Raw genomic sequence first — 21,838 nt, 5'->3', positions numbered from 1 at the left:
GCGCTGCACGGATTCAAATGGATGCTTCAGCAAAGGACAGACACAATGCCCCAGTCGGCTGAAAAATTTCTGCCAGGCAAGCTCTCACGGGCCGGCTTTGTCATCCTGGCAATCACCAGCGCGCTTTGTATAGTACTGGGCGAACCCCTGGCCGCAGCCAGTGCTGCCGCAGCAGCTGGCATCAGCCTGGCCATCAACGTTCAAGGCAGCAAACCGCAGCCGTTGCCCTGGCGCCAACTCAGAACAATTTGCTTCATGGCGCTGGTACTGGTGCTAATAACCGCCGTGTGGATCGGCCCCTGGGCACTGAGCCACTGGCTCTATGCTCTGCCTCTGGTCACCTTTGCCCTGTTACGGCCCTCTCTGGCGGCGCTGATTACGGCACTTTTGACGTTTGCCATACTGATCAGCACCCAGTGGGCGGTCGCGCTACCCGATCGCCATCAGATGATCAGCGCATTTGTGCTGACCACCCTGCTTTCGGCCCTGCTGATTTTTCTGCGCGAATACAAAACCGGACAACTGGCCCCGTTAAGGCGCACCGATGAACTTACCCAGGCCGCCAGCCGGGAGTACCTGTCAGCCGACCTGCACAAGGAAATCCAACGCAGTGAGCGCGAAGGTACCGATATGTCGGTGATGATGATCGGCCTGGACACTCACCTTAGCGACAACGACCCGGACGAAGACATTCGCGCCATTCTGCCGAGAATGGGCCGCTATCTGCATTCGCAACTCCGCGACTTCGACACCTATTATCGGGTTGCCGACCTCCAGTTCCTGGTCATCCTCCCCGGCATCAACACCTCCGGGGCGGCCATCAGCGCCGAAAAAATACGCATCGGGCTTTGCAAGCTGCTGGCGTCTCACGGCATGAAACTGACTGTCAGCACCGGCATTTCCGGCCTGAACATTGGTGACGACGCAGACAGCCTGCAGCAGAGCGCAGCCAATGCGCTCCGGCGAGCTCAACAACAGGGCGGCAACCGCACCCAGGCATACAGCAACTGGGTGCACCAGGATGCACCTGGCCCGCAGGACACAATGCAATGACAGAAACACGACTAAGAACCTGGACCCACAGCTTTGGATACGGCCTGACCGCCCTGTTCATTTTTACTCTGGCCCTGCAGAATCTCCGATACGGCTTTTATGAGCTGTTCTATCTGGCGCTGGTCATGACCGGACTGCTGCTGTCTGGCCTGATCTATACCCTGGTGTGTCGACGCCAGCAATTGTCGGCGCCTGGGCACTTGCTGATTCTTGCCGGGCTGAACGGCGGCCTGGTAGCCGCAATCCTCGCTCTCAACAGCCCGGGCGTGACGCATTGGGCAATGCCATTGCTGGTACTCAACCTGCTGATTCTGCCTTTGCGCCGGGGCCTGGGACTTTCGATTCTGCTGCTGGTGCCGGTGATTGGCAGTCTCTGGTTCAGCCAACCGGGCGCAGATGCGCTGATCACCACGGCAGGCCTGATCCTGCTACTGGTGGTGGTTGCGCTGTACACCTGGCATTACGACCATATTGCCCAGTCAGCGGAGGATCTGGCGATTACCGATCCGGTAACCGGCGCTCATAATTCGCGCTTTCTCGACGAAACCCTGCAGAAGGAAATCAGTCGCGCCATTGCCACCGGGCATCCGCTGTCGGTGATCAACCTCAGCCTGGATTACGCGGACGAAGTTCGCGACCTGCACGGCAAAGTGGGCTTACAAACGTTATTCAAGGCCGTCACGGAGCATCTGTTCGGGGTCATCCGTGCCGGCGATACGCTGTACACCCTTGATGAGTCGGAGTTTTTCCTTATTTTGCCTTACACGCCCGAGGAAGGCGTTCGCGTTATTGCCGAACGAATCCGCAGAACCATCGGTGAGCATGAGTGGACCGGCATCGGCAGAACGTCGGTCAGCCTCGGCTGTACCACTCGCGGCAACGGCGACACCAGCACCGCATCGCTGCGCAACCGGGCTCACCAGGCGATACACGAAGCCCGTAAACGAGGCATGGATTCTGCCTGGTTCAGCCCGGGAGAGTCGGTCGAAGCATGAGCGGCACCTGGTGGGCAGACGCTGCCGCCTGGGTGGGCGATAACCCGGGCTGGCTGATCCTCGTGCTGTTCGCCACAGCCATGGCGGAATCGCTTGTCATCGTCGGCCTCATCGTACCCGGGGTTGCCATATTGTTCGGGTTTGCCGCGCTGGCAGGAAAATCTGGCATGCCGCTGTCCGAGGCGTTGATGTGGGCAGGGCTGGGGGCCGTCACTGGTGACATCATCAGCTTTGCCGTCGGCCGCTACTTCAAGGGCCGCCTGCATTCCGTCTGGCCCTTCAGTCGCTACCCGAGACTGGTCACTCGGGGTGAGGCCTTTTTCATCGCCCACGGCGGCAAAAGCGTGGTTGCCGGCCGCTTTATCGGCCCGATTCGCCCGGTCATACCTCTGGTTGCCGGGGCTTTACATATGTCCTGGCAACGCTTTCTAACGTTCAACCTCATTTCCGCAGTGGGCTGGGCACTGGTTTATGTTGTGCCGGGTTATGCCGTGGGCAGCGCATTAGCCAGCGAGATCAAACCACCTCCTCACTTTTATCCGGTGATCGCCATCAGCGGCGCTGTTCTGGTCGTGCTTTATGTGGTGGTTCTCCAGTTTCGCCTTGGCGTTGGTGAAGGCAGCAGATTGTACCGCTGGCTGGAATCCCTGATGGCACGATACGACACTACTCATCGCTTCTGGCGGCTTTACACCAACGAAAGGCCCACTCGCAAAGGCGAGTTCCCATTGCCCTCAATCGTGTTGGCGAGCGCTACGCTGGCCATGTATCTGATCCTGACCCAGCTCGTTTCCTTCAGTCGCCGGATTTCCGAGTTCAATGAGCTGGCCCTGGCCTGGTTCGGCGCGCTAAGGCAACCGCTGCTGGACCTTCCGGCCGTGGCAGCCACGCTTCTGGGCGACCCTCCGGTGTTACTGGGCGCTGCGCTTCTGACGGTATTGGTGCTGGGCTTCCGGGGCTATTACGCCGCCGCCTTCCACATTGCAGCGGCTGCACTGCTGAGCGTGGTCAGTGTATGGCTGTTCAAGGCGGGGTTGTCGGTTGATCGTCCGGACCAGGTGCTGAGCCCCGCTATCTCTGGCGCTTACCCAAGCGCTCACGCGACCGGGGCGACGGTTCTGGTTACCATGGCTGCCAGTTTCATTGCCGGCGAAAACCGCAAAAAACAGCGATGGCAAGCCTACGTCGTGCTCTCACTGCCGTTGCTCCCCATGGTCCTCAGCCGGCTCTATCTGGGCGCAAACTGGTTTACCGATATTCTTGGCGGGCTGTTGCTGGGGCTGGCGATAACCGGGGTAATACGAGCAAGCTACAGCCGCTATGACCGCGTGCCGATATCCCCGGATGTTTCTACCTGGGCGGCGGTGGCATTCTGGGTGATCTTCACAGCGATTTATGTGTCGATACAGTGGGACACCGCCAGCCTCGCCTACACGCCGCTGCCTTAATTCTGTTCAAGCGCTTCGAGTAGTTCCTGCAGCCGGTCCAGCCGCTCCAGCGGATCCTGCAGCTCGGCCAGTCTTTGCTTTTCCTGCTTGTCTAATGGCAACAGCTCGGTCAGCCGCCAGCCAACGTCCCGGGCGTCCTCGTAGTTTACCTCCATGCCCAGGTCACCCACCACCGGGTGACGGAACAGCGCGCGTAATACCGAGGGCAACTCATGGTAGTGCTCTGGCACCGGGCTTTCCGCCTCAGTGAGCAGACATTCCACATCCCCCAGGTTCAGGCCATCGTCCTGCTGCCAGCTACGCACCACCGACACCTTCCGCTCACCTTCAACGGTAATGCCCAACAAACCATTATCCAATTGCTGGAAATCGATGATCCGGACGTACGTACCGATATCGTAGAACGCCGCTTTACTGGCCGTTTCTGCACCTTCACGTAGCAATACAACAACAAAGCCACGGTCCTCCCTCATACACCGGGACAGCATGTCGATGTATCGAGGCTCAAACAGTTGAAGGGGAATGCGCCCCTTGGGTAACACAATCGAATTCAGCGGAAACAGAGGAACATTCATAATAGTGTCATTCACTGGGCAGCGGACTCCGGCATCGTGAGCACGTTATCGGATCGATAGGAGTTTCTGAACTTCATCGACTCGTCCACGAGCCTCGCTCAGCAACTCGAGACTTCGGGACGCATTGAGATCCAGCTCTCCCAACCGGCGCCAGGCCGGAACCTGGTCGAAGGCGGGCAGTCCGGCATTTTGACTGGAGCCGATCATGGAATGCAACTGCGCGACAATCACAACATCAACCAGCTGAGGTGTCGATTCGCGGCACTCATAGTGCCAGTCTTCTGCGTGTCGGGCCGCCTGCACAAAGCTTTTCGGGAACTCCCAGTTCTCAAGCACAGCACACCCCACATCCGCTCGAAGTTCGGCCATCGCATGCTTGAGGTTTTTCTCGTCCGCAAACAGATTGACGTGGTGCTCCGCCTGCACTAACACAGGCACAATGCCGATATCGTGCAGCAACCCGGCCAGCAAAGCTTCTTCCGGATCGATCCGGGTGGCATGGTCAGCCAGCACCCAACACAGGGCCGCCACCTCACGGGAATGCCGCCACAGCTGTTCCATCTCATTCTGCAGTGCCGTCCGCCGGGTCTTGAACACTTCGCGCATGGCAAACACGGTCACCAGCTGACGGGTGGTCCGCATACCCAGGCGAACCACGGCATCACGAACGTTGTGCACGTCACTGAAACCACGATACAGCGGACTGTTGCAGGACCGGACCAGTTTTGCCGCCATGGCAGGATCGGCCGACACGGCGCTGGCCACTTCCAGTGCAGAGGAATCCTCTTTATCGACCACCCGCCGGACTTTCCAGGCGACATCCGGAACACTGGGCAACTTGACCTGGTTAGATCGAAGTTCAGAGTAAAACTCCATCAGCAAATGGTGCTCTTCGCTCTCATCCCCGCCGCCATCACCGGAGTCCATCTCAACCTGCGCTATCGGTGCCGCCCGTAACATCTGATTGAGAATATCTTGCTCGATTACCAGGAATTCACAGGGTTTTACCGCCGTAACGTCATACATCCGGGGCTGCAGCCGGGCAATGGGATTGAGTGATTTCTCCGTTTCTGCCTCGATGACGGTCTTGCGGCCATCAACAGACTCAAGCTCAATTTTCCCGGAAATCAGAAAGTAGTCCAGGCCGTCCCGAACGCCTCTTTCCATCACCCGCTGTCCCGGACCGTGGGTTCTGCGCTCGGCCCGGCTGGCAAGCAAAACAAGCTGATCATCCGTCAACCGGCCCAGTGGCTGGAAATCTTTCAGACGACGCAGCGGCAGGCTTTCCTGGCCTCCCATATACAGACTCCCCTGACATTCTGTTGGAAAACTCTTGTCACTGTTACGTATTGTAAACACCCACTGGCAAAACAGCCATGCGACTACCGTTGAATCTGGTATCCTTTGCGTTTTAGTCCAAACCAGATAACCAGAGAGAAAGCAGCTCACCATGCCCCAGTATCGTTCTCACACATCAACCGCTGGCCGCAATATGGCCGGTGCTCGGGCCCTTTGGCGCGCCACCGGCATGACCAATGAAGACTTCGGCAAACCCATCATCGCCGTCGCCAACTCGTTCACCCAGTTTGTGCCCGGTCACGTTCACCTGAAAGACCTGGGCCAGCTGGTCTGCCGCGAAATCGAAGCTACCGGTGGCGTTGCCAAAGAATTCAACACCATCGCTGTCGACGACGGCATCGCCATGGGCCACGACGGCATGCTCTATTCCCTGCCCTCCCGTGAAATCATCGCCGACTCTGTCGAATATATGGTCAACGCCCACTGTGCCGATGCGCTGGTGTGTATCTCCAACTGCGACAAGATCACACCGGGCATGCTGATGGCGGCCCTGCGCCTGAACATCCCCACCATCTTTGTCTCCGGCGGCCCGATGGAAGCCGGTAAAACCAAGCTTTCCGAGCACAAACTGGACCTGGTCGATGCCATGGTCATCGCAGCCGACCCCAGCGCCAGTGACGAAATGGTGGCCGAATATGAGCGCAGCGCCTGCCCGACCTGTGGCTCCTGTAGTGGCATGTTTACCGCCAACTCGATGAACTGCCTGACCGAGGCCATCGGCCTGGCTCTGCCGGGCAATGGCTCGATGCTGGCCACCCACGCCGACCGCGAGCAACTGTTCCTGAATGCTGGTCGACAGATTGTGGAGAATGCCAAGCGCTATTACGAACACAATGACGCCAGCGTGCTACCGCGCAGCATTGCGTCGCTCTCAGCCTTTGAAAACGCCATGGTGATGGACATCGCCATGGGCGGCTCTACCAATACCATCCTGCACTTGTTGGCGGCGGCCCAGGAAGGCGGCGTGGCGTTCACTCTGGCGGAGATCGACCAGCTATCGAGAAAGATACCGCAGCTTTGCAAAGTCGCTCCCAACTCTCCCAAGTATCATATGGAAGACGTGCACCGTGCCGGCGGCATCATGGGCATCATGGGCGAGCTTGAGCGCGGCGGCCTGATCAACGCCGAATTGCCAACCGTGCACAGCAAAACCATGAAAGACGCGCTTGAGCTCTGGGACATCATGCGCTCCCCGACGCCGGAAGTGGTCGAATTCTATAAAGCCGGCCCCGCCGGCATCCCTACCCAGACCGCCTTCAGTCAGTCTACACGCTGGCCAAGCCTGGACGGAGACCGCGAGACGGGCTGCATCCGTTCGGTTGAAAACGCCTATTCATCCGAGGGCGGCCTGGCAGTGCTGTTCGGCAACATCGCACAGGATGGCTGCGTGGTGAAAACCGCCGGCGTGGATGAAAGCATTTACGTGTTTGAAGGCAAGGCCCGGGTGTTTGAAAGCCAGGATGCTGCCGTTGCCGGTATTCTGAGCGATGAAGTGACACCCGGTGACGTCGTCATCATTCGCTACGAAGGCCCCCGGGGCGGCCCCGGCATGCAGGAAATGCTGTACCCGACCAGTTACCTGAAATCCAAAGGGCTGGGCAAGGACTGCGCACTGCTGACCGACGGGCGTTTTTCCGGTGGTACGTCTGGCCTGTCCATCGGTCACGCTTCGCCAGAAGCCGCTGCCGGCGGTGCCATCGGCCTGATCGAAGATGGTGATAGCATCCTGATCAACATTCCGGAGCGCTCGATCAACCTGCAGGTCAGCGATGACGTGCTTGGGCAACGGCGCCAGGCACGGGATGCCAAAGGCTGGAAGCCTGAGCTGCCGCGCGACCGGAAAGTATCGGCCGCACTGAAAGCTTACGCTCTGCTGGCAACCAGCGCCGACAAAGGCGCGGTCAGGGATCTTTCCAAGCTGGACTGATCGCCGCGCCGCTCTGAGCCCAACAAAAAAGCCCGCCAGGTGGATGCCAGGCGGGCTTTTTTGTTGGGCCGGCAATTACCAGAGCGACCAGCCACTATCTTCCTCTTCCTCTTCGACGGCTTCATCGGCGGCCTGAGGTTCAGCGGCGCCTGCGGCTGCCAACGGTGCACTCGCGGCCGCGGGCTGGTCCGACGCGCCTGCGGCTTGCTGGACTGAAATCAGGCCAAGGGCGCGCTCGGTGGGTTCATTCAGAACACCACTGGGCTCCAGCCCCTGCTCACGCTGAAAGCGCTCCAACTCTGCCCGGGTTGTATCGTCCAGCACTGGACCGACGTTCTCGATGTCATAGCCTGCGCCATACAAGGCATGCTTGAGGGCGACGACATCGTTGGCCTGGGCCAGGGAAGTGGTTACAAGAAGGGCGAGGGTACCGGCGGCCAGAGCCACCTTTCGTAACGGATTACTGAAAGCGTTCGTCGTAGACAACTGACTTACTCCTGATACCTCAGGGGTATCGGTCTATTTATTATTGTGTGGCGCCCATCCCCACAAGCCCGGGCGATTCATCAACCCTACCATACTTTAGTCGCTCTCTGCCGAACCTGACTCACGCTCCCCAGAACGAGGGCGGGACTCTTCACTGAACTCCCGAATGAATATGCCCCAGAACGCCATAAACAGTGCTGCCACCAACGGGCCCATCACAAACCCGTTGATACCAAACATGACCAAGCCACCCAGGGTTGATAACAGCACCAGATAATCCGGCATTTTGGTATCACGGCCCACCAGAATCGGGCGCAACACGTTGTCGGCCAGGCCGATAATTACCATGCCATAAACCGACAGAATCACCGCTGGTATAATGTCACCAATGGCGGCAAGGTAAACCGCTGCAGGCACCCAGACAATAGCGGCGCCAACGGCGGGTAGCAGGGAGAAGATGGCCATCACCACCCCCCACAGCAACGCGCCATTAATCCCCAGTATCCAGAAAATAAGCCCGCCAAGGCCGCCCTGAATAATCGCAATAAACAGGTTGCCTTTAACCGTTGCCCGGGTCACTTCGGCAAACTTGGCAAACAGCAGGCGCTCACGCTCGTCCCCAAGCGGCAAGGCCTTAATGAGCAGCTCCACCAGCTGCTGCCCGTCCCTGATCAGGAAAAACGCCACGTAGATCATCAACGCCAGCCCTAGGAAGAACTGAAACGTGTTCTGGCCGATGCCAAAGGCCTGCTTGGCCAGAAATTGACTACCGCCCAGAAACGCGTTGACCGCACGATCCCGGAATTCCATAAAGTCTATGTCAAACCGGCCGAGAAAGGCCTGAATCGCCGGAAACGACTGGTTAATCTGATCGATATATTCACCGGGCCGGATGTCGCCACTCTGAATTTTTTGATAGATACCCAAGCCTTCCGTGATCAACGCCGCACCCAGGCCCAGCACGGGAAGAACCACAATGACCATACATACCAGCAGGGTAATTAGGGCGTTGATGTTTGGACGGTCCCCAAACCGGCGTGTCAGTCGCTGCTGCACAGGATAGAAAATCAGAGCAATGGCTATCGCCCAGAAAATCGGCCCGAAAAAAGGCTTCATCAACAGGGCAAAGGCGATGGAAACGCCCACCAGCATCGCCAGAAAAGTCCGTGTTTCAAGTTTTGCGTACATAACCTTAGAGTCCTGGTGCCATAAGCGTCCATCGGCGACGGAACATTTTTGGAAAAACAGACTAACACGACAGCGTGGCCACTATAGCCAACTTCGGGATATAGTGGCAGGCTAACAATCAACCAATTACAGGGTATGTTGTTGGACTCAGATACATTTACTGTTGAAACTGCCCTAGAGGCAGCGGCCCAGCTTCAAAAGGTTCTGGCTGCCCGCATGCACCGCCGCAAGGTGATGGGGCAGGATGTCCTGGTACCCGGCCAGCTCGGCGAAGCCTTGCAGTTGCCGCGCATTCTCAACCGCCTGCAAAGCAAACAACAAAAACAGCGTGACAGGGGCCTGGAAGACTTTAAGGAACTGTGGCCCACTCTCTCCCGGCTCACCCGCCAAAAAGTCATGGAAAAAATCGACTGGTACGATCCTAAAAATCTGGACTGGGAAGACAAACGATCGAACCGCCGCCCCGTGGTCGATCCTGACGCCTGATACGTATATCCGCTCAAACTGAAATCAATGAGGACTCTGTGATGACTTTGAAATGTCACACTCTGACCTTATGTTTGAAGTATCAGGAGGATTTTATGACCGATAACACCCATTACACAGCTATTCTGGCCGAGGGCAGCGCAGTGCCGACGCTTCTGTGCGGACATTGCCGATCTATGCTGTCCCGGAACCGGATATTCAGCAATCAAGGCAATGACCATCAGGCTATTCAGTGCAACACCATCGGCCTTTGCTCTGCAGACGATTGCGGTGCCCTGAACTGTTGCGATGAAGCGTTGGCCCGGATCGATAACCCCGAGCGCCGGTTTGGCATCGCATCCTGATTCAAACCGGCAACGCACTGTTACGCAATTCAAACACACCGGCTTTCCATCTGATTTATTCTGACGTCCGACGATTGTCTTAATGGCAGTCACGCAACCAATCAGTCAGGACAGTCGATGGCATGCGTATTCTGAGAACCGACGAAGCCCGTTTCGCAAGCCTTCCGGATTATCCTTTCAAAGCGAACTACCTGGATGTCGAGCCTGGCCTGCGGATGCACTTCGTCGATGAAGGCCCTGCTGGTGCAGATCCAGTCATCATGCTGCACGGCGAGCCATCCTGGTCTTATCTTTACCGGCACATGATCCCGGCGGTGGCAGAGGCCGGACATCGGGTGCTCGCGCCCGATTTGATCGGTTTCGGGAAGTCTGACAAGCCAGCCGATGTAGCCGATTACAGCTACGACAACCACATGAGATGGCTGACCCGCTGGATCGACACGCTGAATCTCCACAATATTACGCTGGTATGCCAGAACTGGGGCTCACTGCTCGGGCTCAGGCTTGCTGCCGAGCACCACCGCCGCTTCAGCAGAATCATTGTTGGCAACGGCATGCTACCTACGGGTGACACGCCGGTCCCGGCGGTGTTCCGGGCCTGGAAGGCGTTTGCCAGCCACAGCCCCTGGTTCCCGGTTGCCCGCATTATTCAACTGGGCACCGAACGCGCCTTGAGTGCTGATGAAATGGCAGCCTATGAAGCGCCCTTTCCCAATGCCGCTTTCAAGGCCGGCGCCCGCGCCTTCCCGGCGCTGGTGCCGGTAACACCGCAGGATCCCGCCAGTGCCGCCAATCGCGAAGCTTGGCGAACCCTGGAAAAATGGCGCAAACCCTTTATCACCTGCTTCAGCAACGGTGACCCGATCACCCGGGGTGGGGATCGGCACATGCAGCGCCGAATTCCGGGAGCTTTAGGCCAGCCACACATCACCCTGCGCGGCGGTCATTTCCTTCAGGAAGACTCGCCCAGAGAGTTTGCCAGGGTTATTCTGGATGCCCTGAAAGCGGAACAGGCCGCCTGACAGAACTCGGAATTAACCAAATACCGTAACGGTTTGCCGGCTCAACGCGACCAACTCCCCCTGTTGAGTCCAGATACCGGCGTGGGTATGACCGTAGCCAGAACCTGCCTGATCGATCGTGGCCCGGTACAGCAACCAGTCGCCCGGCGCCATAGTGGGCCTGGGGTGAACGATCTCAAGGGCCCAACTGAGCGAACTGGCGGGGGCCGGGGCTGTCAGATGAGGCAACAGCGCCGGCGGCCAGGCATCCACCAAGGCGACAATGTGTGCGTCCGTCAGGGTCTGAGGAGCCTCCCGAAACTGCATCCAGCCGCCCATTTCACGCCCACCCTTGCCGGAGAACGGCATGCCGCCAAAGGCCCAGCGCATGTCGATGTGCTGGGTAAACTCAGGAGTTACCCGTGGAATATACGGCAGCGCCTGGCACTGCTCGACCGGGGTCGCCTTCGGTGCCGGTAATGGTGCGACCTGAATGACTGATTCGCGGTCGCCACCAAAACTGGCCAGGCACACCAACCGAGGCTCGCCGTTCTGGATGATCCGGCCTTGCACCTGAGACACGGCCTTGCCCTCACGCAGCAGTTCAGCTTCAAACAGCGCCGGTACGTCGGGTTCCACCGGTCCGACAAACGATACCTGCAATGCCCGCATGGCCCGGCCGCCTGCCACTTTTGATGCCATCACATCAAACGCCAGCGCTGCGACCAGGCCACCGAACGTTGCCCTGCCCTGCCCCCAACTCGAAGGGATTACCACCTCACTGCTCTGTCGCACTGCACCCAGAAGTTCATCAAACGTCATAACCTGTAGATCCTGTTGGTTAGCCTGCAAACGTTAAGACTGCCCCAGTTCCGGATGACTAACAATAGCAGCGCCCCGGCAATTACCTACCAGAAATATTGGCAATAAGCGTGTTAAAAAATCCCCAAACCGACTATAATACTCCGAAATCATGCATTGCCTTTGTAATGCTATACCCTTCGAATACCGAGTACATTCATGTCAGAATTGTCTTTTGCCGAACTGGGGCTGGCTCCCGCTGTACTGGAAGCAGTTGTCGCCGTTGGCTATGAAACTCCGTCGCCCATCCAGGCACAATCCATTCCAGCCTTGTTGGCCGGCAATAATCTCTTGGGCGTTGCTCAAACCGGCACCGGAAAAACCGCAGCCTTTGCGCTGCCGTTGCTGAGCCGCATCGATGCCAACCTCGCCGAGCCCCAGATTCTGGTGCTGACCCCGACCCGGGAACTGGCGATTCAGGTGGCCGAAGCCTTTACGACTTACGCCAGCAAATTCAAGCAGTTTCACGTATTGCCAATTTACGGTGGCCAGGACTTCTCGCCACAGATTCGCGGCCTCAAGCGCGGCGCCCAAGTTATCGTGGGCACCCCGGGCCGACTGCTGGACCATCTGCGCAAAAGCAGCCTGAAGCTGGACAATCTGCGCGCCTTGGTGCTGGATGAAGCCGACGAAATGTTGCGCATGGGCTTTATCGACGATGTTGAGGCGATTCTGGCTAAGACACCGCCCAACTGTCAGCGCGCACTGTTCTCCGCCACCATGCCGGCGCAGATCAAGAAAGTTGCTCAGACCTATCTGAAGAACGCGACGGAAGTACGCATTGAAAGCGAAACCCGGACCGTTGAGAAAATTTCCCAGTACGTGCTGCCGGTCTACGCCGAACGCAAACTGGACGCCCTGACTCGCATTCTGGAAGTCGAGCCTTTTGATGCCGCGATCATTTTCGTGCGCACCAAGGCAGAAACCACGTTGCTGGCCGAGAAACTGTCTGCCCGCGGCCATGCCGTCGCCCCCCTGAGCGGTGACCTCAACCAGCGTCAGCGTGAACAGACCGTTGAAGACCTGAAGCGTGGCAAGAAAGACATCATCGTCGCGACCGACGTCGCTGCCCGTGGCCTGGACGTCGTGCGCATTACTCACGTCATCAACTACGACGTGCCTTACGATACCGAAGCCTATATTCACCGCGTCGGCCGTACCGGTCGTGCTGGCCGAACCGGCAAAGCAATTCTGCTGGTCACGCCCCGTGAACGCAGCTGGCTGCGCACCCTCGAGCGCGCCACCAATTCTCCGATGGAGCCGTACCAGCTGCCCTCACCGGCCGCGTTACAGCAAATGCGTGTCGAGCAGTTTGAGTCGCAGTTGCTGGGTTTCGCAGATGATCCTCGTGCAGCCAAGGCGATTGCCTTACTGGATGACATCGCCGAGCGCAACGATATGGACATCACCATGGTAGCGGGCGCTCTGGCCTGCTGGATGGAAGCCTCACAACCGGACTCATTGCCGCTGGACCAGCCAGAAGCATTGCCCGATGTATCCGCCGCTGCACCGCGCCGCGACAGAAAAGGTCCGCCCTCAGGCAAAGGCAACTTCCGCAAGGGAGCGCCCAACAAGAGCTTCCGAAAAGACGGTGGCAAGCCCAATGGCCCTCGCAAAGACGGCCCCAGGGGCAAGCCTGCCGGTGCCGGCAAAGGCGGCCCGAAGCGCGCCCCGCGCTAATCGGCCCTCTGGCGTAACCGGTCAGTTTGACCGGTTACGCTGATAGACGACAAAGCTGTAGTCATACGGATTATTATCGGACGCGGAAAAGTCTTCGCGTCCGATCTCTTGCCAGTCATCCCAGTTCACTTCCGGAAAGTACGCATCCCCGTCTACCTCGGCATGGACCTGAGTAATGTAGATGCGGTCGACCGCGGGCAGTGCTTCAGCATAAATCTGACCGCCGCCAATAATCATTACTTCATCCCCGCCTTCTAATTCGGCCTGAGCTTCGGCTTTTTTCAGCGCCGCTTCCAAGGATTCCGCTGCAACAGTTCCCGCAGGCGCATGCCATTCCGGATTCCGCGATATCACCACGTTCATCCGGCCCGGCAATGGCCGACCTATAGACTCCCAGGTTTTGCGCCCCATAATAATGGGCTTACCCATGGTAGCCTGCTTGAAGTACCGCAAATCACCCGGCAGATACCAGGGAAGCTGGTTATTCCGGCCAATAACCCGGTTTTGGGCCATGGCCACGATCAGTGCCGTTCGCATGTTTGTCTGACGTCCTCAAGGTTAGGAGTTAGCGATCAAATCGCGATGGGCGCCTTGATGCCCGGGTAAGGGTCGTAGCCTTCAAACTCGAAATCTTCAAATTCGTATTCGAAAACCGACGCCGGCTTGCGTTTGATCATCAGTGTCGGCAGCGGCTTGGGCTCACGCTTGAGCTGTTCGAAGACGATGTCGTCGGTCAAATGGTTCTGGTACAGGTGACAGTCACCAAAGGTATGCACGAACTCACCCACATCCAGATCACACTGCTGGGCAATCATGTGTGTCAGCAGCGCATAAGAGGCAATGTTGAACGGCACCCCCAGAAACAGATCCGCGCTGCGCTGGTACAACTGGCAGGACAGCTTGCCGTCAATCACGTAGAACTGGAACAGACAGTGGCAGGGTGCCAGCGCCATGCGGCCTTCCCGAACATTGTCCTGAGGGCCAACGGACTCGTCCGGCAGTTCGGCGGGGTTCCAGGCGGAGACGATCAGACGCCGGGAGTTGGGCTTGTGGCGGATTTGCTCGATAACGTCGCTGATCTGATCAACAACCCGGCCATTGTGGCACTGCCAACTGCGCCATTGTTTGCCATAGATGGGGCCCAGGTCACCGTTTTCCAGCGCCCACTCGTTCCAGATCGACACCTTGCGCTCTTTCAGCCAGTTATTGTCAGTGGAGCCACGCAAGAACCACAGCAGTTCGTAGATGATGCTACGAAGGTGGACTTTCTTGGTGGTGACCAGCGGAAAGCCTTCCTGCAGGTTAAAGCGGATCTGGCGACCGAACACCGAACGGGTGCCAACGCCGGTGCGATCGCCTTTATCGAATCCGTTGTCGACGACGTCGTGCATCAGGTCGAGGTAGGCTTTCATGCAGTCTCTCTCCGGTAAGCAATAGCAATCAGAACAGCACCGGCGATGGCCATGGGCAGGGACAAAACCTGGCCCATGGTGAGCCAGTCAAAGGCCAGATAACCCAGCTGCGGGTCGGGCTGGCGCACAAATTCGGTGAGGAAGCGGAACGCACCGTAACACGCCAGGAACAGGCCGGAAACCGCCATTCGGGGCCTGGGTTTGGACGAGAACCACCACAGAATAGCAAACAGCACCACGCCTTCCAGAGCAAACTGATAAAGCTGGGAGGGATGGCGGGCGAGGCTGTCTGGGGCCTGCGGGAAAACCATACCCCAGGATACGTCCGTGGGCTTGCCCCATAACTCGCCATTGATAAAGTTGCCGATACGGCCAGCGCCAAGCCCGACCGGCACCAGGGGGGCGACAAAGTCAGCAATTTTCCAGAAGCCCGCACCGGTTTTCCGGCCGAACCACCACAAGCCAAGCATCACACCCAACAGGCCGCCGTGGAACGACATGCCGCCTTCCCAAACCCGCAGCAGCCAGAGCGGATCGGCCAGAAAGCTGTCAAAATTGTAGAACAGCACGTAGCCAAAGCGGCCGCCCAGTATGACCCCCAGAGCCAGGTAAAACAGAAGATCCCCCACTTGCTCCTCGTTCAGCGGCGACCAGGGTTTGCGGCTGCGCAGTCGGCCCAACCACCAGCCGGCAGCAAAGCCGAACAGGTAGGTTAAGCCATACCAATGAATTTCCAGGGGGCCGATGGCAATGGCCACCGGGTCAAACTGGGGGTGTTGCAACATGAATACGCTCTCAGCTCAGCAGGAATCGGAGGCCGACGATGATCAGCACAACGGCAAAAATACGTTTCAGCAAGCGACCGTCAAGGCGGTGCGCCAATTTCGCGCCAATACGGGCAAAGAACACGCTCGTCGCGACAACCCCCACCAGCGCCGGCAGATAGATAAACCCTATACTCAGATCCGGCAGCTCAGGGTGCTGCCAACCGGTCCAGATATTGCCCGCCGCACCTGCAAGGGCAATGGGCAGGCCCAGCGCGGCAGATGTGGCCACCGCCTGCTGCATGCGCACATTACACCAGGTGAGGTACGGGACCGATACGGTGCCACCGCCAATGCCGAAAATAGCGGAAATCCAGCCAATCAATCCGCCCGACACGCCAAGGCCAATCGTGCCCGGTACGTCTCGCCCCGGCTTGGGGTTGACCTCCAGCAGCATTTTAACAGCCACCAGAATGGCAAACACACCAATGATGGCCTGCAACATCGGGCCGCTCAGCAGAGCTGCGGTCCAGGCGCCAATAATAGCACCCAGGACAATGCCCACCGTCATTGGCCGAACCACCCCCCAGCGCACCGCCCCGTGCAAATGATGGGTGCGTATCGAGCTGATGGAGGTAAACACAATGGTAGCCAGTGAGGTGCCAATCGCCAAATGAGCGGTAATCTCCGGGCTGAACCCCTGAAACGCGAAGGTGAAGATCAGTACCGGCACGATGACCAGACCGCCTCCGATGCCGAACAGGCCTGCCATGGTGCCGGCCACCGCACCGAGCAGCAGGTACAGAATGATTACACCGATCAGGGTCATGATTTTCGTTTTATCCCGAGAAGAAATCAGGCTGGTATGATACGCATAGTTGCCAGCACCTGCAGCCCCAGATCCTAAAAGGAAGTCCGTCAGACATGTGCCTTATTGCTTTTGCCATTGGTCAGAGCTCTCACTTCCCCCTGGTCGTGGCCGCCAACCGGGATGAATTTTTTCGGCGCCCGACCGCAGCCATGGACTGGTGGCAGCCGTTCAGTGGCCAGCCGGTTCTGGCCGGGCGGGATTTGGCATCCGGTGGTACCTGGCTGGCCATCAGTTCCGACGGGCAGGTGACGGCGGTCACCAATGTCCGTGAAGGCAGTGCCGAAGCAGGCAGTCACAGCCGTGGCGAACTGCCACTGGACGCACTGAACCTGGACACCAACGTCTTGCAGGCACGCCTGGATGCAGCCCCCGCCCGTTATTCCGGTTTTAATCTGGTGTCGCTATCAGCCGCTGGCGGCTGGTATTACAGCAATCGGGATGCTCATCCGGGCCGGCATATCCACCGCGGTGTTTACGGCCTGAGTAACCACCTGCTGCAAACGCCTTGGCCAAAACTGTTGCGACTTCGCACCGCCGTCGGCCATTGCGTTGAAACAGCGCGTAAAGATGCCAACCCCCTGCACAGCCAATTGCTGACTCTGCTGCAAGACAATACACCGGCTCCCGATCACACCTTGCCCGACACCGGCGTTGGCGTTGAAACCGAGCGCTTTCTGTCGTCACCGTTTATCGTTGGCGACCACTACGGAACCCGGGCAACAACCATCGTCACAGTCTCTGCTATGGGCCTGATCCAGGTGACCGAACAATCCTGGGGACCGAATGCCGAGGCACTGGAAAAACGGCAGTTCGCCTGGCAGCGATAGCCCGGGGACTCTGGTATAATCTCCACACTTTCTGAACCACCCGACCGGAGGTCGCCCATGGCCGGCGAGAACAACAGCAGCACATCCATTGCCGACTTTGAAAAATCCCTGGACGAGCTGGAAAAACTGGTTCGCGATCTCGAGCAGGGCGAACTCTCTCTGGAACACTCACTGGCAGCTTTCGAGCGGGGCGTAAAGCTGACACGCGACTGTCAGAGTGTCCTGAAGTCCGCCGAGCAGAGGGTCGAGCAGCTGGTTCAGAACAGTGATGGCTCACTTGAAACCCGTCCTTTTTCAGCGGACGACGCCAACTGATGAATGACCGCCTGACTCTGGCTTCAGATTTTCTGGAGCAAAGCCGCAAGCAAATTGATCGGGAGCTCGATCGTTTGATTCGGGCCGGCGCCGCCTCGCCTCGGCTTGATGAGGCCATGCGTTACAGTGTTCTGGGTGGCGGCAAACGCATTCGCCCGGCGCTCTGCCTGGCGGCTGCGCAAGCACTCGGTTCTGACCAGACCAGGGCGATTGCCCCTGCCTGCGCGCTGGAGTTGGTGCACGCTTACTCGTTGATTCATGATGACCTGCCCGCGATGGATGATGATGACCTGCGCCGAGGCCGTCCAACGGTACATATCGCCTTCGATGAAGCAACCGCGATACTGGCCGGAGACGCTCTGCAAACACTGGCATTTGCGCTGCTTTCAGAAGCGCCGGAACTTTCGGACCATCAGCGCATTACCATGATCAACACGCTGACCAGGGCCAGCGGCCATCAGGGCATGGTCGGCGGCCAGGCCATTGACCTGGAGTCGGTTGGTCGACAACTGACCATTAAACAACTGGAAAACATGCACCGGCACAAAACCGGCGCCCTGATTGAAGCCAGTGTTCGCCTTGGCGCCCTGACTACAGATGCGGTGACAGAGCAACAGCTGGCGGCGCTTGCCGCGTTCGCCAGTGCCCTTGGCCTGGCGTTCCAGGTACAGGATGACCTGTTGGATATCGAAGGCGAGACCGAAGTTATTGGCAAACGTCAGGGTTCGGACGTCGCCCGGGAAAAACCAACCTATCCATCCCTGCTGGGCATTTCCGGCGCCCGTGAGCACCTGAGCAATCTGCTATACCAGGCCCAGAGTGCACTGGACAACTTTGGCGAAGAAGCTGAAGTGCTGCGAGCGATGGCCGATTATGTGGTGGCGCGAAGCCATTAGGCTACGCCGCGAGCGGCAACCTGACGAGCCAAGCGCAACCATTTTGTAACATCTGGCCCGGGAAGTATGAAACAGGCCTACCTGTTCCCCTATAATGCCAGTCACAGAATCCATATTCCGATAAAGACCCTAGCTGATGCAGGACACATATATTTTCAGGGAAATCCCGTCGCAGCGGCCAAATACGCCCCTGCTAGACCGGATCGACATACCCGCCCAACTGCGCCAACTTCCTGCGGAAGACCTGCCGCAACTGGCCCGTGAGCTCCGCTCGTTTCTACTTTGGTCGGTAGGGCAGACAGGGGGTCATTTTGGTGCCGGGCTGGGCGTCCTCGAGCTGACCATTGCCCTGCACTACGTGTTCAACACTCCTTTTGACCGCCTGATCTGGGATGTGGGCCATCAGGCGTATCCCCACAAGATTCTTACGGGCCGCCGGGAACAGATGGGCAGCATCAGGCGCAAGGATGGCCTGGCAGGTTTTCCAAAACGGGCGGAGAGTGAATACGATACCTTCGGCGTTGGCCATTCCAGCACTTCCATCAGTGCTGCGCTGGGCATGGCCATTGCGGCGCGCATGCAAAAAACCGGACGCAAAAGCATTGCGGTGATTGGCGACGGTGCCATGACAGCGGGTATGGCCTTTGAAGCGCTCAATCATGGCGGCCACCTGCACGCCGACATGCTGGTGATCCTGAACGACAACGACATGTCCATTTCCCGCAACGTGGGCGGGCTATCCAACTACTTTGCCAAACTGCTGGCCAGCCGCACTTATAATCAGGTACGCGACAGCAGCAAGAAAGTGCTGAAAAGCACCCCGCACCTGATGGCTCTTGCCAAGAAAACCGAAGAACACTTCAAGGGCATGATTGCGCCGGGCACGCTGTTCGAAGAACTGGGGTTCAACTACATCGGCCCCATTGATGGCCACGACCTGCCGTTGCTGGTGGAAACACTGGAAAACATCCGTGAGCTCGATGGCCCCCAGTTCCTGCACGTGGTGACCACTAAAGGCAAAGGCTTTGCCCCGGCCGAGGCAGACCCCATCGGCTATCATGCCATCAACAAGATTGAACCGGTGCCACCGAGTAAACCAGAGCCGGTGCAGCCAAAACCAGCCAGCCCCAAATACGCCAACGTCTTTGGCCAATGGCTGTGCGATGCTGCCGGGCAAGATGAGCGAGTGGTCGGCATCACGCCCGCCATGTGTGAAGGTTCCGATCTGCTGGCGTTCTCAGAACGTTTCCCGGACCGCTATTTTGATGTTGCCATCGCCGAGCAACATGCCGTCACGCTAGCCGCAGGCATGGCCTGTGATGGGGCCAAGCCGGTGGTGGCGATTTACTCCACCTTCCTGCAGCGTGGCTACGACCAACTGATCCACGACGTCGCTATTCAGGACCTGGATGTGTTGTTTGCGATTGACCGGGCCGGTCTGGTTGGTGAAGACGGGCCGACACACGCCGGCGCTTTCGACATCAGTTACCTGCGCTGCATCCCCAAGATGCTGGTAATGACCCCATCGGATGAAAATGAGACCCGGCAGCTGCTGCATACCGGCCTTCAATTTAACGGCCCGGCAGCGGTGCGTTATCCGCGAGGCACCGGCCCAGGCACGGAAATCCAGCAGGCGCTTACCACACTGCCGATTGGCAAAGGCCGCGTGGTGCGTGAAGGTGCCCGGGTTGCAATTCTCAACTTTGGCACCTTGTTAGGCTCCGCTCTGAGCGCGGCCGAAGCCCTGAATGCCACCGTGGCCGACATGCGCTTCGTCAAGCCGCTGGATGAGACTTTGGTGCTCGAGCTGGCCGAACATCACGATTTGCTGGTAACGCTGGAAGAGAATGTGGTTGCCGGTGGTGCCGGCAGTGCCGTGACCGAATGCCTGAATGCCCGGGAGGTGACCATGCCGGTATTGCAGCTTGGCCTACCCGACCGTTTTGTCGATCACGGTAAGCATGAGCAACTTTTGAAGGAGTGCGGACTGGACCCCGAGGCTATTCGCAACACAGTTGCCTGCCGCCTGGAACGGCTCGGCAAGGGCAACCTCAGTGCAGTGAAGTGAGCGAAGACCACGGCTGAATGAACTGCTCAGCTGTGGTCTCGACGACCTGCCTCAGGCAGGATCATCGTCTTGATGGGTTTCCAGCCAGTGACCAAGCTTGCTTTGCTTGGTGTTCAAATAATGTTCGTTATGAGGATTGCGCCCCACATGCAGCGGCACACGCTCGGAAATCCGGATACCGTAAGACTCCAGCGCCTTGACCTTTCTGGGATTATTGGTCATCAGCTTGAGACTGGTAATACCCAAATGCTCCAGCATGTCCTTGCACATGCTGTAATCGCGTAAATCGGCACCAAAGCCCAGCTGCTCGTTAGCTTCGACGGTATCAGCACCTTCATCCTGAAGCCGATAGGCCCGGATCTTATTGATCAGGCCGATGCCACGACCTTCCTGACGCAGATACATCAGCAGACCGCGCCCTTCAAGGGCGATACAGCGGAGCGCTTCTTCCAGCTGATACCCGCAATCACACCGCATGCTGTAAAGAGCGTCGCCGGTCAGGCACTCGGAATGGGTTCGTGCCAACAGCGGTTCATCGCTACTGATATCACCCAGCGTCAATGCCACGTGCTCCTTACCAGTGTCTGGCTCTTCAAAGCCGTGCATGTCAAACACACCGAAAGGGGTAGGCAAACGGCAGGTCTCAATGTAACGAACAGCCACTGTGTTTCCTCGTGGTTCTGACAAATTGGGCGGGCATTCTATCATGCGGCTGCTTGCCTGGCGTAGTGTTGACACGTTTCCTCTCCGAAGGCTTCGTTACAAGCAAGATTACGGCCAGCGCCAGCAAGCGGATCATCGCCCGGGGGCAACCCAGTGACCGGAGCGGCCGCCTTTTTTCTCCAGCAACCGCACGCCATCCACCACCATGGCCTTGTCCACGGCCTTACACATATCGTACAGGGTCAACGCGGCAATGCTGGCGGCCGTCAGTGCCTCCATCTCAACACCGGTCTGGCCGGACAGCTTGCAACGGGTCAGAATATACACTGAGGCCCCGTCATCACCCGGGGATAGCTCGACCTTAACTGAAGTCAGATTCAGGGCGTGGCACAGCGGAATCAGATCGTGGGTTTTCTTGGCCGCCATAATACCGGCGATCCGGGCGGTGGCCAACACATCGCCTTTTGGGTGCTCACCGTCAATAATCATCCGCAGGGTTTCCGGTGCCATGCGGATTGTGGCCTCAGCCCGGGCCTCCCGCTCAGTGACCGCCTTGCTGGTCACATCCACCATTCGGGCTTCACCTTTATCATCCAGATGGGTCAACTTGCTCACGACG

Annotated in this window: 23 protein-coding genes; 12 read left to right on the top strand and 11 right to left on the bottom strand. The window is 58.2% G+C overall.

All coding sequences use genetic code 11. From position 1 onward, the window contains the following. Window positions 1-45: 45 nt before the first annotated feature. Genes C7H08_RS12740 through C7H08_RS12730 form a run of 3 tightly spaced genes read left to right on the top strand, consistent with a single transcriptional unit; the run spans window position 46 to window position 3,496 of the window. On the top strand, window positions 46-1,053 hold the full coding sequence (locus tag C7H08_RS12740) for a GGDEF domain-containing protein (protein WP_106672502.1): 1,008 nt from the start codon (window positions 46-48) through the stop codon (window positions 1,051-1,053). Next, on the top strand, window positions 1,050-2,048 hold the full coding sequence (locus tag C7H08_RS12735; protein ID WP_106672499.1) for a GGDEF domain-containing protein: 999 nt from the start codon (window positions 1,050-1,052) through the stop codon (window positions 2,046-2,048). Before C7H08_RS12740 ends, C7H08_RS12735 begins: the two co-directional genes overlap by 4 nt. Next, entirely contained in the window at window positions 2,045-3,496 is a 1,452-nt protein-coding gene (locus tag C7H08_RS12730) for a VTT domain-containing protein (RefSeq protein WP_106672497.1), read from the top strand. Before C7H08_RS12735 ends, C7H08_RS12730 begins: the two co-directional genes overlap by 4 nt. Here the strand turns inward: C7H08_RS12730 and C7H08_RS12725 are convergent. Together C7H08_RS12725 and C7H08_RS12720 are read right to left on the bottom strand one after the other, a co-directional pair. Continuing rightward, window positions 3,493-4,071, bottom strand: coding sequence for an LON peptidase substrate-binding domain-containing protein (locus tag C7H08_RS12725; RefSeq protein ID WP_106672495.1), 579 nt, complete (start codon window positions 4,069-4,071; stop codon window positions 3,493-3,495). The genes C7H08_RS12730 and C7H08_RS12725 overlap by 4 nt on opposite strands. A gap of 45 nt (window positions 4,072-4,116) precedes the next feature. Continuing rightward, window positions 4,117-5,370 (bottom strand): HDOD domain-containing protein, encoded by a 1,254-nt coding sequence (locus C7H08_RS12720; protein WP_106672492.1) that lies wholly within the window; start codon window positions 5,368-5,370, stop codon window positions 4,117-4,119. A 151-nt stretch (window positions 5,371-5,521) separates the two neighbouring features. Here C7H08_RS12720 and ilvD point away from each other — a divergent pair, with 151 nt between their 5' ends. Next, window positions 5,522-7,357 (top strand): dihydroxy-acid dehydratase, encoded by a 1,836-nt coding sequence (gene ilvD, locus C7H08_RS12715; protein WP_106672489.1) that lies wholly within the window; start codon window positions 5,522-5,524, stop codon window positions 7,355-7,357. A gap of 75 nt (window positions 7,358-7,432) precedes the next feature. On the opposite strand, the gene C7H08_RS12710 is transcribed toward ilvD, so the two are convergent. Together C7H08_RS12710 and C7H08_RS12705 are read right to left on the bottom strand one after the other, a co-directional pair. After that, complete coding sequence (locus C7H08_RS12710) at window positions 7,433-7,843, bottom strand: peptidoglycan-binding domain-containing protein (protein WP_106672486.1); 411 nt, start codon at window positions 7,841-7,843, stop codon at window positions 7,433-7,435. A gap of 96 nt (window positions 7,844-7,939) precedes the next feature. Beyond that, complete coding sequence (locus C7H08_RS12705) at window positions 7,940-9,031, bottom strand: AI-2E family transporter (RefSeq protein WP_106672483.1); 1,092 nt, start codon at window positions 9,029-9,031, stop codon at window positions 7,940-7,942. Window positions 9,032-9,247: 216 nt separating this feature from the next. On the opposite strand from C7H08_RS12705, the gene C7H08_RS12700 reads away from it, so the two are divergent. From C7H08_RS12700 to C7H08_RS12690, 3 genes are all read left to right on the top strand, one after another. Then, complete coding sequence (locus C7H08_RS12700) at window positions 9,248-9,517, top strand: hypothetical protein (RefSeq protein WP_227663414.1); 270 nt, start codon at window positions 9,248-9,250, stop codon at window positions 9,515-9,517. Window positions 9,518-9,612: 95 nt separating this feature from the next. Beyond that, a complete protein-coding gene (locus tag C7H08_RS12695) occupies window positions 9,613-9,861 on the top strand; it encodes a hypothetical protein (protein WP_106672477.1) in 249 nt (82 codons plus the stop codon). 122 nt (window positions 9,862-9,983) lie between these two features. After that, window positions 9,984-10,883 carry a haloalkane dehalogenase gene (locus tag C7H08_RS12690; RefSeq protein WP_106672475.1) on the top strand — a complete coding sequence of 300 codons (900 nt, stop codon included), beginning with the start codon at window positions 9,984-9,986 and terminating at the stop codon, window positions 10,881-10,883. Between the two features lie 12 nt (window positions 10,884-10,895). Here the strand turns inward: C7H08_RS12690 and C7H08_RS12685 are convergent, their stop codons facing one another. Beyond that, window positions 10,896-11,684 carry an acyl-CoA thioesterase gene (locus tag C7H08_RS12685; RefSeq protein ID WP_106672473.1) on the bottom strand — a complete coding sequence of 263 codons (789 nt, stop codon included), beginning with the start codon at window positions 11,682-11,684 and terminating at the stop codon, window positions 10,896-10,898. Window positions 11,685-11,882: 198 nt separating this feature from the next. Here C7H08_RS12685 and C7H08_RS12680 point away from each other — a divergent pair, with 198 nt between their 5' ends. Continuing rightward, window positions 11,883-13,403, top strand: coding sequence for a DEAD/DEAH box helicase (locus C7H08_RS12680; protein ID WP_106672471.1), 1,521 nt, complete (start codon window positions 11,883-11,885; stop codon window positions 13,401-13,403). Window positions 13,404-13,424: 21 nt separating this feature from the next. Here C7H08_RS12680 and C7H08_RS12675 read toward each other — a convergent pair whose 3' ends face one another. The 4 genes from C7H08_RS12675 to C7H08_RS12660 are packed head-to-tail and all read right to left on the bottom strand — an operon-like array spanning window position 13,425 to window position 16,408. Further along, window positions 13,425-13,940 (bottom strand): dihydrofolate reductase, encoded by a 516-nt coding sequence (locus C7H08_RS12675; RefSeq protein WP_106672469.1) that lies wholly within the window; start codon window positions 13,938-13,940, stop codon window positions 13,425-13,427. A 35-nt stretch (window positions 13,941-13,975) separates the two neighbouring features. Then, on the bottom strand, window positions 13,976-14,815 hold the full coding sequence (locus tag C7H08_RS12670) for a thymidylate synthase (protein ID WP_106672468.1): 840 nt from the start codon (window positions 14,813-14,815) through the stop codon (window positions 13,976-13,978). Then, window positions 14,812-15,600, bottom strand: a complete 789-nt coding sequence (lgt, locus tag C7H08_RS12665; RefSeq protein ID WP_106672465.1) for a prolipoprotein diacylglyceryl transferase — start codon at window positions 15,598-15,600, stop codon at window positions 14,812-14,814. Before lgt ends, C7H08_RS12670 begins: the two co-directional genes overlap by 4 nt. 10 nt (window positions 15,601-15,610) lie before the next feature. Next, window positions 15,611-16,408: a sulfite exporter TauE/SafE family protein gene (locus tag C7H08_RS12660; RefSeq protein ID WP_106672463.1), complete on the bottom strand. Its 798-nt coding sequence runs from the start codon at window positions 16,406-16,408 to the stop codon at window positions 15,611-15,613. A gap of 95 nt (window positions 16,409-16,503) precedes the next feature. Between C7H08_RS12660 and C7H08_RS12655 the strand changes: the two genes are divergently transcribed. The 4 genes from C7H08_RS12655 (at window position 16,504) to dxs (ending at window position 20,556) form a co-directional block, all read left to right on the top strand. Next, window positions 16,504-17,277, top strand: coding sequence for an NRDE family protein (locus C7H08_RS12655; protein ID WP_106672460.1), 774 nt, complete (start codon window positions 16,504-16,506; stop codon window positions 17,275-17,277). Between the two features lie 57 nt (window positions 17,278-17,334). Continuing rightward, complete coding sequence (locus C7H08_RS12650; protein ID WP_106672458.1) at window positions 17,335-17,592, top strand: exodeoxyribonuclease VII small subunit; 258 nt, start codon at window positions 17,335-17,337, stop codon at window positions 17,590-17,592. Further along, window positions 17,592-18,488 (top strand): (2E,6E)-farnesyl diphosphate synthase, encoded by an 897-nt coding sequence (gene ispA, locus C7H08_RS12645; RefSeq protein WP_106672455.1) that lies wholly within the window; start codon window positions 17,592-17,594, stop codon window positions 18,486-18,488. The genes C7H08_RS12650 and ispA overlap by 1 nt, the downstream gene beginning before the upstream one ends. 136 nt (window positions 18,489-18,624) lie before the next feature. Next, a complete protein-coding gene (gene dxs, locus C7H08_RS12640; protein WP_106672452.1) occupies window positions 18,625-20,556 on the top strand; it encodes a 1-deoxy-D-xylulose-5-phosphate synthase in 1,932 nt (643 codons plus the stop codon). A gap of 51 nt (window positions 20,557-20,607) precedes the next feature. Here the strand turns inward: dxs and ribA are convergent, their stop codons facing one another. After that, on the bottom strand, window positions 20,608-21,219 hold the full coding sequence (ribA, locus tag C7H08_RS12635) for a GTP cyclohydrolase II (RefSeq protein ID WP_106672450.1): 612 nt from the start codon (window positions 21,217-21,219) through the stop codon (window positions 20,608-20,610). A 132-nt stretch (window positions 21,220-21,351) separates the two neighbouring features. Beyond that, the gene (gene moaC, locus C7H08_RS12630; protein ID WP_106672447.1) at window positions 21,352-21,834 is read right to left on the bottom strand and encodes a cyclic pyranopterin monophosphate synthase MoaC; all 483 of its coding nucleotides are present in this window, start codon (window positions 21,832-21,834) and stop codon (window positions 21,352-21,354) included. Between the last annotated feature and the right edge of the window lie 4 nt (window positions 21,835-21,838).

Source organism: Marinobacter halophilus (genome assembly GCF_003007685.1).
In the GTDB taxonomy this organism is placed as follows: Bacteria; Pseudomonadota; Gammaproteobacteria; order Pseudomonadales; family Oleiphilaceae; genus Marinobacter; species Marinobacter halophilus.
This window is presented reverse-complemented; position numbering and strand designations above follow the sequence as displayed.